The following is a 17,478-nucleotide window of genomic DNA, read 5'->3' as shown; positions in this document are numbered from 1 at the left end:
TTGAGTGAACGCCTTAGCGAGACTAGCCCAACACATCAAAAAAGTTGTTTCGTTTATCTTATTGATTAACGTTTCGCTTTTTGGCGGTGGCGCGACTGCAGATGAAGTACTGCGATATAATCTTGGAACGTCAGGCAGCTCTATCCCGTACGAAAATGCTGTCGACGAAGATAGGGCCGGTATTTTAGTTGAAATCCTTCCCCTTATTATGAATAGAGCAGATATTAAGACAGAAAAAGTCATGCTCTCTACCAAACGTGCCATGCTAGCATTTAAAACAGGCGCTCTTAATTTCGACTTCTTCAGTCCAAGCTGGCTGTCTAAAGATGAGCCCGCGGGCGACTTCACTTTCTCAGATCCCATTATAGACATCACAGAATACTTTATTACTCTGCCTGAAAACCATAGCCGATACCAAACCGTCGCCTCTATCTACGGTGAAACCGTAGGGATGATCTCCGGCTATGTCTATTTTGATTCTGATAAGTTCGTTAGAATGGACTTTCAAGCCGAGAGTAACCTTATCTTAGCCCTTGGCATGAAACGGATAGATGTCATCATAATGGAGGAAGCAGCGGCGCGTTACTGGTCTTCAATGCACAACATAAAAATAGCGCTGGGCCCCATCCATACCGCAGGCAAAATGGCGTTGCGTGTTCACAATCGACATAAAGATAGGCTCCCCGCCATTAACCGCGCCATTGCTGAATTAAAACAAACGGGTCAAATTGATAGAATACTCAACAAGTATTCTGACTTTTCATTATAAGCCACACGCGGTTTCAACATTACGCCGTTGCTTTTTTGCCATAGCGCTTTAAAGCAAAGGGAAATTTTATCGATTGGATTAAAAGGCAAAGACACACCAGCGTCATGCCAACCCACCCCACCGGCTTGAATACTTCGCCAATTAGAAAAATAGCAAAAAGTGTCGCAACCAGTGGCTCAATTAACGTAATAAGCGTAGCTTTACTCGCTTCGGTAGTGCGAAGACCATAGCCAAATAGCAAATAACCAAGAAACATCGGCACCACAGCCATATAGAGTGAAACGCTAATGTGGATAGTGTTAGCAAACAAGTTTTGACCGGTAAACCAGAGGGAAGGCAACAGAGCAACGGCAGCGCAACCGAAAAGTCCGGCCATGGCAGATTTTGAATTTGCGCCAGCGTCAATGTGTTGCTTCGCGGCCCATGAGTATCCAGCGTAAGTTAAACCTGCAATTAAACCCAATATAACGCCGAACACCTGATCATCTTTAGATGCTGACAACGCCATTGAGTCGTGTGCCTTCCCCATGGCTAACATGCCAATCCCAAACGCACCAAACACAAAACTAATAAACCATTTTAAAGACACGGGCTTTTTACTTAAAAAGTACTCTAAAAGCGCAGCGAATAGTGGTGCACTGGCGATAGAAACCACGGTGCCTATGGCAACGCCTGACAAACGCATTGAGCTGTAAAAGGCCAGCGGATAAATTGCAACACATGCACTGCCAAACAGAAAGGTCAGTGGTGTAGAAAAAAGAATAGGTGCATCCTTTACTAGTGATTTTCGGGCACTAACACAAAGCAATACACCGCCTATACCCATTGCAAAGGCACCGATTGCCAGAGGACTGATTTCTGGGGCGAACTGAGCGGCAGTGCCTGTTGTCCCCCACAGAAAACTTGCGATAACAATTGCTAAGACCCCTTTTACTACATCGCTTGTATTCACTGCTTTCTCCACTCTATTACTTACCTTCTTAGCTTTAACTGTTGAACAGTGCTTTCGTGTTGTACTTTCGACTTAACCCATCAGCTTTTACTGTGACGCTGATATAAACCGATTGCTGCCGCTTGCTTTTATCACCCAGTGATTTTTGCTCATAGGGTCAACACCTCTCTCATAAAGATGATACTTAGATTTTTGCTTTTGTAATTAGCTAGATAGACGCTTCTTTTGACCTTTTAGACGCACATTCCCCACATACTTACAATTAACACTAAATCAACAAGAAAAACATACAGCTTTAGATACAACAAAAAATGAAATATTTGTTTCGCAATTTATGGAAATAACCCAACTTTTTTGCCACATTACGCCCTTGCCTGATAACAAAATAGAAACAATAAACCTGGATGGACTTATGTTTAAAATAGAAAAATCGTCGTTTAGACGAAGCACACTTAGCGTTGCGGTAATGGGGCTGCTTAGCTCCGGTGCAATGGCGCAGGACACACAACAAAAGGATGACGATGACTTTGAGCAGATCATAGTAACTGCAACAAAGCGTGCAGAATCCATTGAAGACATTCCTTTTTCAATCAACGCACAAACGCAGCGAGACTTTGAACGCAGCGGTGCAGGAAACTTAGAAGACGTCGCTAGAAACGTGGCGAGCGTATCAATTCAAAACTTAGGACCAGGCCAAAGCCAAGTATCTATGCGTGGCGTTTCAGCGGGTCAAATTGTACGAGACCAACCAGGCGTTAAGGAGCAGGTCGGCGTATACCTCGATGAAAGCGTGATCTCGCTGTCTTTATTTACTCCAGATCTCGACCTTTTCGACCTTAACCGCATTGAAACCCTGCGCGGTCCGCAAGGTACGCTTTTTGGATCTGGCTCTATCGGCGGAACCCTTCGCTACATCACCAATCAGCCCGAGTTAGATACCTTTGAAGGTAAGTTTGAAGCTAATCTTAATAGTGTGACAGACGGTGGCGTGGGCGGTCACGTTAAGGGCATGGTAAATGTACCTATTTCCGACACCATTGCCATGCGCGCGGTGGTATACCGCACTGATTACGCAGGCTTTATAGATGCGTTAGGTGAAAACGGCGCGTTTAGCGAAGACGTTAACGACGGCGATAGAACTGGCGGACGCGTAGCTTTCATTATCGCACCCAACGATAAGCTCACGATTACACCACGACTTATCTTCCAAGAATTAGAAATGAACGGGTTTAACAGACAGGAAGTGTATAACGTGTTTGCTAACCCTTACACAACGACCCGCCCAGCTATTCAATTGGGTGAACGAGAACAGTACCTGCTGCTTGAAGAAGGCTTCTCTGACGATACCTTGATTGCTGACGTAACTACTGAATATCAAGCCGACGTTGCTGATTTTACCTTTGTTTATAGCTATACCGACCGCGATATTCTTGTAAGTCGTGATGCCAGCGCGCTTTCGGGCTCAGTAAGTATCGACTTAGGTTTTCCTGATGAAGCCGTACTATTACCGTCGAACTTATTAGACAGAACGGAAGTAGAGCAAGATACCTTTGAGCTTCGCGCCGCATCCAATGGCGATGGCGCGCTAGACTGGCTAGTTGGCGCTTTCTACTCTTCTACAGAGCGTGTTTACGACCAATCACTCCCTACCCCTGGGTACGACGCATTTACCGACGCCACCTTAGGTGAAGGCACGTCAGCAGCGGTTGCCAATGGTTTTGAAGCTGATTCTCCCTACAACGCCTATTTACCGTACGACTTGAAGCAGCTTGCTGTGTTTGGTGAAGTGAACTATCAAGTGAACGATGACTTTAAAATGACCGTGGGCTCTCGTTTTTACGATTATGAAGAAGAGCGTCAGTTTATCTCTGGGGGCTTATTTGCCAACGGCGACAACCAGACCGATTCTACAGAATCAGATGGCTTTACTTCTCGCGTTATCGGCCAGTATAGCGTAAGCGAAAACGTGAACTTAAATGCTCAGGTGTCTCAAGGATTTAGACTTGGCGGTGTAAATGACCCGCTAAATAGAAGCCTGTGTACCGACCAAGATGAAGCCATCTTTGGTTCGTTCCAAGACTATGACGATGAAAAGCTCACCAACTATGAGATCGGTATGAAATCATCAGGTCGTGGATGGTCAGCTAACATCTCGGCTTTCTATAACGATATTGAAGATCTTCAGGTTACATTGGATGCTGGTTCTTGCTCGTCACGTGTATCATTTAACGTGCCTGACGCCCACACCCAAGGTATTGAATTTGAGCTTACGCGTCAGTTTACTGACCAGCTCTTTTTCTCATTAACGGGTAGCATCATTGAAGCCGAGTTCGATTCAACCGTTGTTGATGGTGATGGTGCGGTACTAGGTGGCGTAGAAGACGGTAACCGCCTAGCTTCAGTACCTGAAGAGAGCTTTTCCATCGCATTTACCTACGATTTAGCGCAGCCTTTATTCTCTTCAAACAGCACCTATTTCCAAGGCTCTTACCAGTACGTGGGAGACCGTATAACCCAGCCTAGTGACCAAGTTGCAGGCGCAGGTATATTCACTTCAGGCCTTGCCTTTGGCGGTGCCACTGGCGCAGAAACAACGGAATTAGACTTGTTGTTAGACGACTACGGCACGCTTAATATGAGCTTCGGTCTTACCTACGATGACTATGAAATATTACTGTATGCAAACAACCTGTTCGACGAAAACGCGCAGCTATCCTTTGATAGAGAACGTGGTGGACGAGCTCGACTTGGATTTACGGTGAACCAGCCACGTACAGTAGGCGCAACTTTCCGTTACTTCTTTCAGTAACGAGCGATAAATGTCTCTGCCTGAGGAAATATCCCTTCAGGTAGAGGCTTCACTTTCTTTTGGGAAAAGAGTGGAGTTGGCCGTAAGCCGGGAATTTGATGCTCTCAGAAAAAACAACAAGCCTAGGACAAACCTAGGCTTTTGAGTAAATCTATCTTCTTGATTTGCGAGTTACCGCATTAACCATTTTTTTAAAGTTCTTTTCCTTTGCTCTTAATTCGTGCAATGCCATTGAATTTCTTTTCTCCTCTTGTTTCAACTTTTGATAGTTCGCCAACCGCCTAACATCTAATATTCCTTTATCTATTGCTTTCAAAACCTCGCAACCTAGCTCACTTGTATGAGTGCAATCTGAAAACCTGCACCCTATTGAAAGCGTTTCAATATCAGTAAACGTCGACTCAATTCCATTTGAGCAATCAATAATCTTCAATTCACGCATTCCAGGTGTATCAATGATCACACCACCATCAGGAATAAAATGAACTGAGCGCGAAGTCGTCGTATGCCTTCCTTTGCTGTCATCTTCGCGAATAGACTCTGTAGATTGCTTATCCGACTGTAATAGCGTATTGATAATTGTTGATTTACCAACCCCGGAAGAGCCAAGTAGAGCTACCGTAGATCCTTTGCAACAATCACTCTTAAGCGTTAAACAACTTTCTTCACTTAGCGCATTCACACTCACTACTCGTAAATGCGGATCTAACTCTCTAAGTCTGCATAAATAGTCTTCAATGCTTGTCGTCAAGTCAGCTTTTGTCAAAACAACTACTGGTTCAACTTCGGCTTCTCTAGCAAGCACCAAGTACCTTTCAATACGACTTAAATTAAAATCATGATTGAGCGAAGAAACTATAAAGAGTGTGTCAACATTGGCTGCGATAAGCTGTCGGTCTAATTTTGTACCAGCTGCGCGTCTTGAAAACAGCGATTTTCTATCAAGAAGACGAACATATTGATAGTCACTATCAATTAATATCCAGTCGCCTACCGTCATTCTAGGAAAAGACGTTAAAATCGGAAGTGAGGTAGAAAAGTTCCCGTCAAAGATTACATAACGGCTACGATCGTGACCTATCACCCGTGCAGGTTGATAGTATTCATAATCTTCTAAAGAAAGTTGCTGAAGGAAAAAAGGTTGCCAACCAAGTCGGTTTAACTCAGAAATATATTTCATAACATTACCTATGAGCAGAGTACTGCTTCAATAAAACAAAATACGGTCAACATTAATAGAAATGCTAACTATTTGATTTATGCAATTTGAAAGCAGGCCTGTTGGCTTGCTATTGCATAGGTTTTGTTACAATCATCAAAGTCCTTAATTATTTTTCTATGTCCAGTATAGTCTAGGACCATTCTAGAATAAACAAATTATTTGCACTCGCTGTTTTAGCCCGGCGCTTCAGAACTCGGAGTGATAAGCCCGAACTCTGCACCATTTGCATCCTGCAACCAGACCACACGGCCTACGCCTTTTACTTCGCGAGGACCTTTCATTACCTTTCCGCTATTATTAAGGGTAGTTTGTATAGCGCTATCAACATCTTCGATATGAAAATAATGAATCCACCTAGGAGCCTCAGGTGAGTCTTCGGGTACTGTGAGAATACCACCAAAAGGAAAATTTTCATCGTTAGAGATTAACCAATAGACATCACCATTTTCATTTTCCTCAGCTTGAAAAGTCCACCCGTACAACTCACCATATAGCTTCATGGCACCTTCAACATTACATGTCTGAAGCTCGACCCAATTTAACTCACCGTGTTTGCTCACTATCTCTCCCTCAATTCTGGTCATGTCGATTAAGTTAGAAACATATCAGTATTGTTGTGCCTAAATTATGCCAATGTAACTTGTAAGTATTATGGCGGAGCGCTTCTTGAACTAGCCTTTCACTAACCTTAAAGCATTTATAATCATTGTGATTCACTCGACTTGCTTAGTCACATTTTAATTTGCTTTTTCTTTATTTTCGTTGACTTAAGTTAACCTTTTTTCAAAGGCTCATACATTTGATTTCAAAATATTAGCCAAAGTACAACTTGTAAACGGGTAGGCTCAAGCGCTGAAAACGCCCACATCAATCGGAAAGTAATCTCAGTGTATCGGCACAACAAAATAGCCAGCTACAGAAGAGAAACAATCCTGAGGATAAGGAAATCTCGACTAGTGAATAGCTGGTAGGTCGCTGTTGGCTCACGTAGGTGTGAGGGAAAAGAGTGGAGTTGGCCGTAAGCCGGGTTCTGTCGTGGGCAACCATTCCTCTAGATCAGCAATCGCTCACTGATTCAAGCAACCTACCCGATCCCCATGCGGGCCACACGTTGAGGGATCCTATTTGGTCTTGCTCCGGGTGGAGTTTACCTTGCCACACTCTGTTACCAGAGGTGCGGTGCGCTCTTACCGCACCCTTTCACCCTTACCGGCATGTCAACATGCTTAGGCGGTCTTCTCTCTGCTGCACTTGTCGTCGGCTCACGCCGCCCAGACGTTATCTGGCACCCTGCCCTTTGGAGCCCGGACTTTCCTCCCCTTTCTTACGAAAGCGGCGATTGCCTGGCCAACTCCGCGGCGCATTCTACATGAAGTACCCTACAATAGCACCCTATTCCTGCTCGCTGTAAAAGCAGTGCTCAACGGCACTTTTATCGAGCAGTTTGGTGATAATGAAAATTTGATCGCCCATTTCTATTTTGGTACTTCCTTTAGGTATAAGGGTTTCTTCACCACGGGCAATCATCGCCACTACCGTATTATCGGGAAGAGCTAATTCGCTAATGGTTTTATGTAGTGCTGGCGATAACTTCGAAACCTCTATTTCTATAAGCTCGCGCTTGCTCTTAGCGACTTTTACAATCTCCAGCGTGCTCGATTCCTTTACTTCATCGTCCAATACTAAGCCTAACTTACGCGCCGCATAAGGTAAGGTGGAACCTTGCAACAAGGCAGAAATAAGCACGATAAAGAACACCACATTAAAAATGAGCTCGGCGTATGGCATGCCGAATATTAGCGGAAATATAGCGAGTATAATTGGCACCGAACCACGTAAGCCTACCCATGAGATTAGCATTGATGCTTTGAACGAAAATTTCGAAAGCAACAAAATAGGCATAACCACCAGCGGACGTGCAATAAAAATAAGCACAAACGCAATTAAAAGGCCTTCTTTCCAATTAACAAACAGCTCGGTGGGCGTTACCAACAAACCTAAGATAACGAACATGGCAATTTGCCCAAGCCACGCCAGCCCATCCAGAAACACAAACGTATTACGCTGATAAGCAAAGCGGCTGTTACCCACGATAACACCCGTAATAAAGGTAGCGAGAAAGCCGCTGCCATTTAAGTTCGCAGCAAGGCCAAAAGACAATACACCAAACAACATCACAAATACCGGGTACAAACCGATGGCCATTAAGGTGACGCGTCTGAAAAGCCATACTGCAATACCGCCGATGGCAAGGCCCACTATCGCTCCCACTCCCATTTGACTGGCAAACAGCGAAAGTAAGTCAACTGGCTTAGTGGTGCTGTCTTGAATGAGCGTAATAAGGCCGATTGTGAGGAATATGGCCATTGGATCATTCGACGCACTTTCCAGCTCTAGTGTGGATTTTATTTTTGAAGGAATGCGTATACCAGCGTTGCGCAGAACAGAAAATACTGCTGCGGCGTCTGTCGACCCTACAATAGCACCAAGCAATAAGCCCTTATAAAGCGGTAAATCGAGAATAACCATAGCGGCGATACCGGTGACCACTGCCGTACCAATTACGCCAAAAGTGGCGAGCAACGCGGCGGGTTTCCACGCCTGCGCTATGGACTTTTTTGACGTTTGTAGACCGCCATCAAATAGGATGAGAATAAGCGCAAATGTACCAATGGCATGCGCAGCATCAGCATTATCAAAGAAAATTCGGCCGATACCATCTTCTCCAGCCAACATACCTACACCAAGGAATAAAACTAAAACAGGTACGCCAAAGCGCGGGGACAATTTACTGGCCAGTACGCCCAAAATGGCAAGCACTGCACTGAGTAAAATAATGTGATCAACTGCAAACATTATACGTTCCTTATTGCCCTTGATGCTCTCACGCAAATTATTCGGGTATGCGTGAGAGCATCAAGGGTTCCTGTTAATACTGCTACCTTACCGCGTTTTTGCACCAATGTATTGAGGTACAAGAGCCCGCTGAGGTATTGGGGTTAAGGAACTTGTGCCGCCTAAGGGATGTGCGACAACGAAGCCTTAATCTCTTCTGCAGTAGGCTTTAACTGCGCTTTACCTTGTTTCTCTCTTCTGCTGCCCAACAAATACAGCAGCGTAGAGGTGATAAACAAGGTCGATGACGTGCCAATCACGACAGCAAAAACCATAGGGACTGCAAAACTTTCTACTGCATCACCGCCAAAAATAGCCATCGGTAACAATGCCAACAGCGTGGTAACGGAAGTGAATACCGTGCGGCTTAACGTGCTGTTCACGGCCTCATTAATAGTATCTGCCAATGGCTTGTTTGGGTCTAAACGCAATAATTCACGGATGCGATCAAGCACCACCACCTTATCGTTTATAGAGTAACCAATGAGCGCCAACAGTGCTGCGACAGCCGTTAAGTTAAATTCGATGCCCGTAAGCGCGAAAAAGCCTATGGTTTTGGTTAAATCGAGTATCACGGTTAGCAGCGCTGCGCTCGCAAAATGCGCTTCAAAGCGTGCCCACAGATACACCAACATGCCGCCACCTGCGATAAGCAATGCTAGAATGGATAGCTCGGCAAAGCCTCCGCTGACTTTGGGTCCAACCATATCAATTTTATCAAAACTTACCTCACTGTCGGCTTGCGAAATCGCACGCTTTAGTGCGTCAGTCTGCTTTGCGTTGCTATTTTCAAGCTCGCCACTGCTATCTAGAACAGGGGCTCGCAATAAATAGTGATGTTCACTGCCATATTCTTGAATTGCTATTTGATCAAAGCCATTGCTTTCAATCACATTCCTTAGCTCATCGGTAGTAAGGGTTGGTGCGGTCAACTCAATCATGGTGCCACCGGTAAAGTCGACGCCATAATGTAAGCCTGGCTTAGCAAATAGCCCGATTGAAAGCACCGTAAGCACGACAGAAACAGCGAGTGCAATTTTACGCTTTGCCAGAAAATTAATACCGCTTAGCTTATCGCTTAACCGCAAAAGCGGTGATGAAAAACGCAAAGGAACGCGCTGCTGCGCGCGATCTTGCGTATTCTTGTGCTTCGACTTAACCACTCTTAGCATTAACATTTTAGTTAGGGCTACAGCAGTAAATACCGAAGACACCAGACCAAGGGCAATTGTAATTGCAAACCCTTTAATAGGGCCGCTTCCAAACATAAACAACAAACTTACCGCTATTAGTGTGGTGAAGTTTGAATCCACAATAGTCGCGAACGCTTTATCAAAACCCACTTCTATTGCACTGGCTGCCGGACGACCTTTTTTACTTTCTTCACGAATACGTTCATTAATCAAAATGTTCGCATCGACCGCCATGCCCATGGTTAGGATCAAACCTGCTATGCCCGGTAACGTCAGGGTTGCGCCAAACAGGGTTAATGCGCCAAACACCAACGCCATATTGATACAAAGAGCAAAACTTGCGATAGCGCCCCACCTGCCATAAATCGCCACCATAAATGCCAATACCAGTAACGCACCTGCCACGCCGCTTTCCACTCCGGTTTGAATTGCATCGCTGCCTAAATCTGGCCCCACCGTACGCTCTTCAATAATGGTAAGTGGCACAGGTAGCGCACCAGTGCGAAGCATTAGTGCAGTGTTGCCCGCCTCGGGCAATGTAAAGTTACCGGTTATTTCACCACGACCACCCGGAATCACGCTATTTATGACGGGGGCTGTAACCACTTTGTCGTCAAGGACGATAGCAAGCACACGGCCGATGTTGTCACGTGTCATAGTGGCAAACTGCTTGGCACCTGCGCTGTCTAATCGGAACGTCACTACTGGCTGGCCATTTTCACTACTTAAGACACCTGCCGCATCAGTAATATGCTCACCTTCTAGCGCCACTTTTTGCTCTAAGCGATAGGTATTACCCGCCGCATCTTGCTTATTCATAACCTGCTCAGACTGGCTATTCGCGGCCCAGTGAAAAGTCATTTGTGCGGTAGTGCCCAATAATTTTTTAACTTGGGTGGGGTCAGACATACCCGGCATCTGAACTAAAATGGCGTCTTTGCCTTGTAGAGTAACGCTAGGCTCAGTAAGCCCCGTTTCGTTCAAACGCTTTCGAACTACTTCAACACTTCGGCTTAACGTGTCTTTAACCAGTTGTTCGGTATATAGCTCGTTAAGCGTAAGGGTAACGGTGCTTTGCTTTATCTCTACATCAAGTGCACTTGAACCATTTGGCTGAGCGGAAATTTGATAGGCAATATCGTTAACTTTTCTAGCATCATCTGCATTACGCAATGTAAAGACGACACTTCCAGAACGACTATCTTTATGAGTGAGTGAATGAGACGTCTTTGTATAGCGCACGTTTTGACTGCGCAATTCGCTAAGTAAGTCACTCGAAAAGCTATTTAGTTGCTTTTCAAACAAGGCGTTGGTGTCTGCGGCTAATAGCAGATGCGAACCACCTTGCAAATCTAAGCCTAAAGATAGTGTGGAAGTGGTGTACCACGTAGGTAGTTGCTGTTTAATTGATTGTGGCAATATGTTGGGCGCAGCGCTCAGTAAACCGAGCATAACGATGAGCACATACACAAAGCCACGAAATGAAAATCGTGCCATTTTAGAATCCTGAATAATTAAATTTTTAAAGCGCCTTAATATGCAGCTAAGCGAACGTGCTAGCGCAATAAGGCAAAAAGAGAATTAGCTCAGGGATAAAGGTGGTCCGCGAGAAGGTTGGCGGTAGTGTTGGCGAGCACGGGGTACAACATATGCCATACCCAAACACAGCACAATAGCCAGAGCAATAAACCCCAAGGTCAATTCAACAATTGCCTCGGGCCCATCGCCTTGATCGTCACTGTTTTCTAGCTTAGTGCCGGTAAACCGTAACGAATAGCTCTTGCCCGCGTAGTTAAATTGGGCAAGTGGTGACTGCTGACTTACTTCAACTTCATTATTAATTTGACCACTTTGGAAGCTTGCACTAAGGATGAGACACGAGAGTACCCATGCCATGAAAAGCGGCATGTAGGACGAAAACCCGTGGCGAAAGTTTAGTGCTCTCAAAGTAGTGAATTGTCTATCTGTGAAGGAAAAGTCGTGCTTAAAACACGCGCTGTTTTATAGCGCATATATTGGGATGAGTATACATTATTCAATATCGTGAGTAACGAGATTACCGTTGAAGCACATAATTTTTGGGTTTTACATTTCTGCCCATCGCTTCTTCTTGTAAGTTTACTCACTTGGATACAAGGTGATTTTATTTGCTTTTTGTATATCAATTGGCAATGAAGCCATTGCTAGACATAACAGGAAATCGCGAGCCATTTGAGGCCATTTATAATGAATACAGCCAGGAGAATGTCGTTAAGTTCCTTACGGTAGACACACGCAATCCGTCTTCCATATTGAATTCCCTTCAATACGCAAGAGATAATGCGCGCACAATCACAGACGTTATTCCAACAGAAGTTATAAGTAAACGCTGGAAATGGAAGCCAGAACACAAAAGTAAGAAGACAAAACAAAGCCCGCGCTAAGCGGGCTTTGTTATATACATAGCAACCTTGTGTAGTCAGGTATTACACAACCGCGATCACATCTTCTTTTGCAAGGCGTGCTTTAGGTAGACCATGGTTCCAATCTTGCTCTGTATCTGGATAGCCCATGGCAAGTGCCACTTCGCAAACGTGCCCGTCTAGCTCATCTTTAAACTGTTCGCCAAGCAGTTCGGCGTCAACACCTTCCATCGGCGTAGACGCTATGCCTAAACGCGCCAGCGTGTGAAGAACATTGCCTAGCGCTAGATAAACTTGCGCTTTGGTCCAAGCCGCGTTGTTACCGTTCTCATCGGTGTTCGCTTCAGCAAATGCGTAAGCGCCCATGAAGTTTTCACGCATATCTTCGGGTAGATGACCAGACGATACTTCTGCATCGACACGCTTTACAAATTTCTCTTTTGTAAATTTAGGGTCATAGGCAAACAGAATAGTATGCGATGCTTCTTTAGCGTGATGCTGATTGAACTGATGCTTGTTGGCAAAGCTATCGTGTAAACGCTGCTTGGCTTCATCACTTTCAACAACCACAAATCTCCATGGCTGAGAGTTGATTGAAGACGCTGAAAGTCTCAACGCCTCAAGAATTGTCGCCAGATCATCAGCTGAAATGCGTTTACCCGCATCGTACTGTTTAACCGTGTAACGCTTATTTAAATCTTCAATAATTGGATGAGACACAACTAACTCCTCAATACGTCTGCTATTTGTTGTTCACGCATGAATGCAGCGAACAGAAAATTAAAGTACTCAATGAATATGGCGTGTATGGTATAGATTCAGCTTTTCAATGATAAGCCCCATAAAAAACGAATCAGTTTCAAATATTTTTTGATAATAAAAATTCGATAATAGTTAATACCGCCAGCAGCGTGCATTTCACAATTCATGGGTTAAGCGCTATGCTGATCAATAGAATTACAAAAAACCATTTAAAAACATTAGGTTTACCTTATGATTAGGCATTTACTCCTCCCTCTTTTTCTCGCATCGTCTCCCGTACTCGCAGACAGTGGATCTCGCTTAATTGCATCTGGTGGTATTACAGGTTTCGAGGGCACTGCGGGTGGCGGCATTACGCCTTGGGCATTTATTGGCGGATACGCGAGTAAAGAAGAGGTCAGTTATTCGGCAAATATTCAGTACTTAAGCCTAAGCGATTATTCCCTTACAACAGCAGGGGCAAGTGTTAGTTTGTTTGACCGTATAGAGCTTAGCGTGCAGCGACAGCGCCTCGATATTGCTTCAGGGTTAACAAGCAACGTTTTCGCGTTACTCACAGAAGGTGCTATTACAAACGCCAACAGCACCACCATTGAGCAAGATATAATCGGTGCAAAAGTTAAGGTTCTTGGCGATGGCGTCTTTACTCAAAACTCATGGATACCCCAAATATCCATCGGCGCACAATACAAGAAAAACAGAGACTACGACAGCTCTCTTTCGCTACCCGACGGTACGACCCCCTTGCCCGGCGTAGGCGTACCAATGCTGCTAGGAGCGACAGACGACAGTGGTACCGACGTTTACCTTTCAGCCACGAAACTGTGGTTGGGCACCCCATCAGGTTATAATTTACTCACCAATCTTACCGCGCGATATACGAAGGCGAATGTGTTTGGCTTACTTGGATTTGGTTCTGAAAACAACGATAGCGCTAAGCTCGAATGGGAGGGCTCTGTAGCGGTATTAATTAGCCCTACCACAGCAATTGGCACAGAGTTTAGAACGCAAACCAATCGATTAGGAGGCTTAGCTGAAGAAGACACCGTTGTTGATGCGTTTATTGCCTACTTCCCAAATAAATCTATTTCAATTACCGCTGCCTATGTGGATTTGGGCAATTTACCTTTGCAAGAAAGTTCTTCAGGATTTTATCTAACGGTAAACAGCACTTTTTGATAGGGGAACGAAATGATCAGACACTGCTTCCGGTTAATGGTAATTGCTGCGTTAAGCTTATTGATAACCGCATGCGCCAGCGCTCCTGAACAAAGCCTTTATGAAGAAATTGGCGGCCATAAAACGCTCAATACCATATACGGCGTAGCGATTACACGAATTTACACTGACCCCGTAATTGGTCATTATTTCAAAGGTGTTCCCAAAAAACATTTAAGAGATCAACTTGTATTGCAAACATGCGAGCTTATTGGCGGGCCTTGCGAATATGATGGAAAAACAATGTTGGAGTCTCACACGGGTCTCAATATTAAGGAGCGTGAATTTTACATATTGGTGGAGTATGTCCAAGGTGCGATGCGCGATGTGGGGCTAACCTATCAACAAGAAAACCGCATTCTTAAGCTGCTAGCGCCCATTAAGTACGAGACGGTTGGCTTGTAAAACTCTTTAGTGCCTTGAGTAAATACTACTAAATTTTAAAATAATAAATTTTGGAATCCGTACTTTTAAACAACTAAATTATTGAGTGTTTCTTTTGGCAATTGATGCCTAGAAACACTCGATAATTGATTGCTATCGCAAAATTTATTCAAGAAAGTTGATTGCATCGTGTACAAAAAATCAACCCAGCAAGAACTAAAATAAAATAAGCCGATATAGAAGGTGCTGAGACTGCAACTACATCACCAGGCTGATCTGGTGCAGCGCCAGCGGGTAATATTACCTGATAGTGAATAGCACTCAAAGCGTCACTTCCGCCAGAGTAACTTATATTGAGCGAATTGAGCCCAACTGTTAGGTAAGAGGTAACATCAAACTCGAATAGATCCCATAAAGCACCATTCGTGACCGATGAGCCAGCCGTTGCGGGGACGCTCAAACCATCAAAGTCAACGTTGACAACCGAGCCGTTAATGCTAAAAAGGCCATCCGCAAAACTCTGACCATCGGAGACTCCTAGTAACAGTCTTGCAGACCCTGAATTATAATTTATTCCTGACAATGAAGTGTCCCATCCTAAGGGATCATAAATATTATCGAAATTTGCGTCATTGCCTTCGAAAGTAACAACATCAGTATTGTTGCTATCATCCCCATCATCATAATAAACAACTAGTGATGCGCCATTGCTGTTATTCGGGCTTAGGCCAGATAGGCTGTAGATACCGTCTCCGGTGATAATATTCGTAACATCGGCTCTGTAGGCTTGGCTATTATCTTGACCCCAGAAGTTGTCATCGGAAAAGCCTATATTAGTACCAACTATGCTCGTACCATTAAATAATGCACTAGCGTTGAACGATGGGTCGCTCGAATTAGTAGGTCCGTGCCAATAGAGATAAGCCTGCTCGATGGACCCTGAGGTACCTGAAAGCGTTATGTCTCCACTTCCATTTCCTCTTAATCCACCAACTCCAGCATAAGCAATATCTGTATCAAAAAATGTACCCGCACTAGTGATAACACTTGCATGAGTCTGTAGCGAACCAAAAATAAATAGTAAAAGCGAAAATGTCTTTATGTTCTTCATAAACAAATCCTTTATGTGTAGTCAAATTCGACATTACCGCTTAATATGTCAGGTTGAATGCAGCATAATTGGTGCCAATGAATAAGTTGTTGATAATATCGATTAAACTAAAAGATAGATGTTGTAAATGTAAAATTATTCGACACAATGAATTTTACTTACCTAGCATTTCTACTTAGCACCTTTCCTTGCCAATTAGCAGCGTTACAGATGAGCTGATAAAGCGCGGCATATCTGCTACACAAAAATTCCATTAATAATTAAAGTGTATATCGATTGCTCTTATTGATACGGATAAATTGCGGCAGTCGTAAACGACAAAAGAGAAATTTTGGCTGTTTACCTTTTACAAGATTTAGCAAGTTCCTCGGACAACTTTTTTATTTAAAACTATTAATTTAATCAAATCACTCTTTTTAAGTGATTTCGCGGTAAATTGTGCGAAAAACGTGTTCGCTTTCTACGAAAAAGCCATTGGTCGGTAATAATAAAACGGGAGGATAAAACCCCAAAGATATAGACCAGCGAACCTGTAAGATAGGGGCCTGGTACAAAACCACCCGCTAATGCTAAACGAAGCTTAAATTAATAACGTTTCGCGCGGCAAAAATGTTGTTCGCGTGATTAAAAATAGGAATTTTGCTTAACAACATGACTCTATCAACGCTGCTTCAACAGCTCATAAACCAACATTTTATCAATAAATTGATTTAAATTGAAAAATTAAATTATTGGTTTCAGTTATGTGATTAAGTGCAAGGTGATGTTAAAAGAAATTAGAGGCTTACCTACAGCTAACTCAGTGTCAACATCACCATTTTGTGAGCAAAAGGCAAAAGCGCCCACATTCAGTTTACGAACCTCAAATTAAGAGCAAGGGTCAAGTGAATTTCAGTTTTTTGAGCGAATGCGCATGAAACATTAAAAATTGTGATTATCAATAAGGCTTTTCTTATATTGAAAAAGCTAACTGTGCCTCTCAATTCAACAATTGCCACTAGGCACAGTTTCAACTACTTTCTACGAATAATTAGTTAGGCGTAATCGCGTTGTGGTAAACGTCTTGCACGTCATCACAGTCGTTAAGCATGTCCATGAATTTTTCAAACATCGGCATGTCTTCTTCGCTTATCTCAGTTTCGGTCTGAGGCATCCAGCTCATTTCTTCTGCAATAAAGCTAATGTCTGGGTAGGCTTCAGTTAGCGCTGTTTTTACTTGATAGAATTCAGTGTGTGGCGCGTAAACTGTAACTTTACCGTCTTCAACTTCAACATCAGTTACGTCTACGTCGGCTTCCATTAGCACTTCTAGGATAGCGTCTTCGTCGTCACCTTCAAACTGGAATACCGCTTGGTGATCGAACATATGCGATACCGCACCCTGTGCACCAAGTTTCGCGTTGGTTTTAGTAAAGCAGTTACGTACTTCAGTGATGGTGCGGTTTGCATTGTCAGACAAGCAGTCAACAATGACCATGCAGTTACCTGGGCCAAAACCTTCATAACGCATAGGCTGGAAATCTTCGCCAGCGCCACCAGCGGCTTTATCAATCGCTTTTTCAATAACGTGGCTTGGTACTTGGTCTTTCTTCGCCTTTTCCATTAGGCGGCGAAGTGAAAGGTTGGTGTCTGGATCGGCACCACCATTTTTCGCACATACGTAAATTTCTTTACCGTATTTAGAATAAACTTTAGTTTTTTGGCCGGCAGTTTTTGCCATGGCGTTTTTACGAACTTCGAATGCTCTTCCCATCTTAAAAT

General features: G+C 43.9%; 14 protein-coding genes and 1 other RNA gene. 5 read left to right on the top strand and 10 right to left on the bottom strand.

From position 1 onward, the window contains the following. Positions 1-4: 4 nt before the first annotated feature. On the top strand, positions 5-769 hold the full coding sequence (locus MHN02_RS06025) for a transporter substrate-binding domain-containing protein (RefSeq protein WP_239245067.1): 765 nt from the start codon (positions 5-7) through the stop codon (positions 767-769). Positions 770-788: 19 nt separating this feature from the next. Here MHN02_RS06025 and MHN02_RS06020 read toward each other — a convergent pair whose 3' ends face one another. Then, complete coding sequence (locus MHN02_RS06020) at positions 789-1,733, bottom strand: EamA family transporter (RefSeq protein WP_239245065.1); 945 nt, start codon at positions 1,731-1,733, stop codon at positions 789-791. Between the two features lie 400 nt (positions 1,734-2,133). On the opposite strand from MHN02_RS06020, the gene MHN02_RS06015 reads away from it, so the two are divergent. Further along, a complete protein-coding gene (locus MHN02_RS06015; RefSeq protein ID WP_239245063.1) occupies positions 2,134-4,530 on the top strand; it encodes a TonB-dependent receptor in 2,397 nt (798 codons plus the stop codon). 151 nt (positions 4,531-4,681) lie between these two features. Here MHN02_RS06015 and rsgA read toward each other — a convergent pair whose 3' ends face one another. The 6 genes from rsgA to MHN02_RS05985 form a co-directional block, all read right to left on the bottom strand. Beyond that, on the bottom strand, positions 4,682-5,710 hold the full coding sequence (gene rsgA, locus MHN02_RS06010; protein ID WP_239245061.1) for a ribosome small subunit-dependent GTPase A: 1,029 nt from the start codon (positions 5,708-5,710) through the stop codon (positions 4,682-4,684). Between the two features lie 215 nt (positions 5,711-5,925). Then, entirely contained in the window at positions 5,926-6,312 is a 387-nt protein-coding gene (locus MHN02_RS06005) for a VOC family protein (RefSeq protein WP_239245059.1), read from the bottom strand. A 444-nt stretch (positions 6,313-6,756) separates the two neighbouring features. Beyond that, positions 6,757-7,107, bottom strand: an RNA gene (rnpB, locus tag MHN02_RS06000) — RNase P RNA component class A. Positions 7,108-7,144: 37 nt separating this feature from the next. Beyond that, the gene (locus tag MHN02_RS05995) at positions 7,145-8,608 is read right to left on the bottom strand and encodes a potassium/proton antiporter (RefSeq protein WP_039230861.1); all 1,464 of its coding nucleotides are present in this window, start codon (positions 8,606-8,608) and stop codon (positions 7,145-7,147) included. Positions 8,609-8,769: 161 nt separating this feature from the next. Continuing rightward, positions 8,770-11,337 (bottom strand): protein translocase subunit SecD, encoded by a 2,568-nt coding sequence (gene secD, locus MHN02_RS05990; RefSeq protein ID WP_239245057.1) that lies wholly within the window; start codon positions 11,335-11,337, stop codon positions 8,770-8,772. Between the two features lie 84 nt (positions 11,338-11,421). Further along, positions 11,422-11,736: a hypothetical protein gene (locus MHN02_RS05985; RefSeq protein ID WP_239245054.1), complete on the bottom strand. Its 315-nt coding sequence runs from the start codon at positions 11,734-11,736 to the stop codon at positions 11,422-11,424. A gap of 251 nt (positions 11,737-11,987) precedes the next feature. Here MHN02_RS05985 and MHN02_RS05980 point away from each other — a divergent pair, with 251 nt between their 5' ends. Next, positions 11,988-12,263 (top strand): alpha-E domain-containing protein, encoded by a 276-nt coding sequence (locus MHN02_RS05980; RefSeq protein ID WP_014978406.1) that lies wholly within the window; start codon positions 11,988-11,990, stop codon positions 12,261-12,263. Between the two features lie 42 nt (positions 12,264-12,305). On the opposite strand, the gene MHN02_RS05975 is transcribed toward MHN02_RS05980, so the two are convergent. Continuing rightward, on the bottom strand, positions 12,306-12,962 hold the full coding sequence (locus MHN02_RS05975; RefSeq protein ID WP_171338361.1) for an NAD(P)H-dependent oxidoreductase: 657 nt from the start codon (positions 12,960-12,962) through the stop codon (positions 12,306-12,308). A 273-nt stretch (positions 12,963-13,235) separates the two neighbouring features. On the opposite strand from MHN02_RS05975, the gene MHN02_RS05970 reads away from it, so the two are divergent. Continuing rightward, positions 13,236-14,183 (top strand): DUF3034 family protein, encoded by a 948-nt coding sequence (locus MHN02_RS05970; RefSeq protein WP_171338360.1) that lies wholly within the window; start codon positions 13,236-13,238, stop codon positions 14,181-14,183. 12 nt (positions 14,184-14,195) lie between these two features. Next, the gene (locus MHN02_RS05965; RefSeq protein ID WP_171338359.1) at positions 14,196-14,627 is read left to right on the top strand and encodes a group 1 truncated hemoglobin; all 432 of its coding nucleotides are present in this window, start codon (positions 14,196-14,198) and stop codon (positions 14,625-14,627) included. Between the two features lie 148 nt (positions 14,628-14,775). Here MHN02_RS05965 and MHN02_RS05960 read toward each other — a convergent pair whose 3' ends face one another. Then, positions 14,776-15,717: a hypothetical protein gene (locus MHN02_RS05960; RefSeq protein ID WP_171338358.1), complete on the bottom strand. Its 942-nt coding sequence runs from the start codon at positions 15,715-15,717 to the stop codon at positions 14,776-14,778. Between the two features lie 1,030 nt (positions 15,718-16,747). Continuing rightward, positions 16,748-17,470: a YebC/PmpR family DNA-binding transcriptional regulator gene (locus MHN02_RS05955; RefSeq protein WP_014948360.1), complete on the bottom strand. Its 723-nt coding sequence runs from the start codon at positions 17,468-17,470 to the stop codon at positions 16,748-16,750. Positions 17,471-17,478: the final 8 nt, after the last annotated feature.

The organism is Alteromonas sp. CNT1-28, from assembly GCF_022348345.1.
GTDB lineage: Bacteria > Pseudomonadota > Gammaproteobacteria > Enterobacterales > Alteromonadaceae > Alteromonas > Alteromonas macleodii.
Note: the sequence above shows the minus strand (reverse complement) of the source record. Positions and strands in the feature narration are given on the sequence as shown.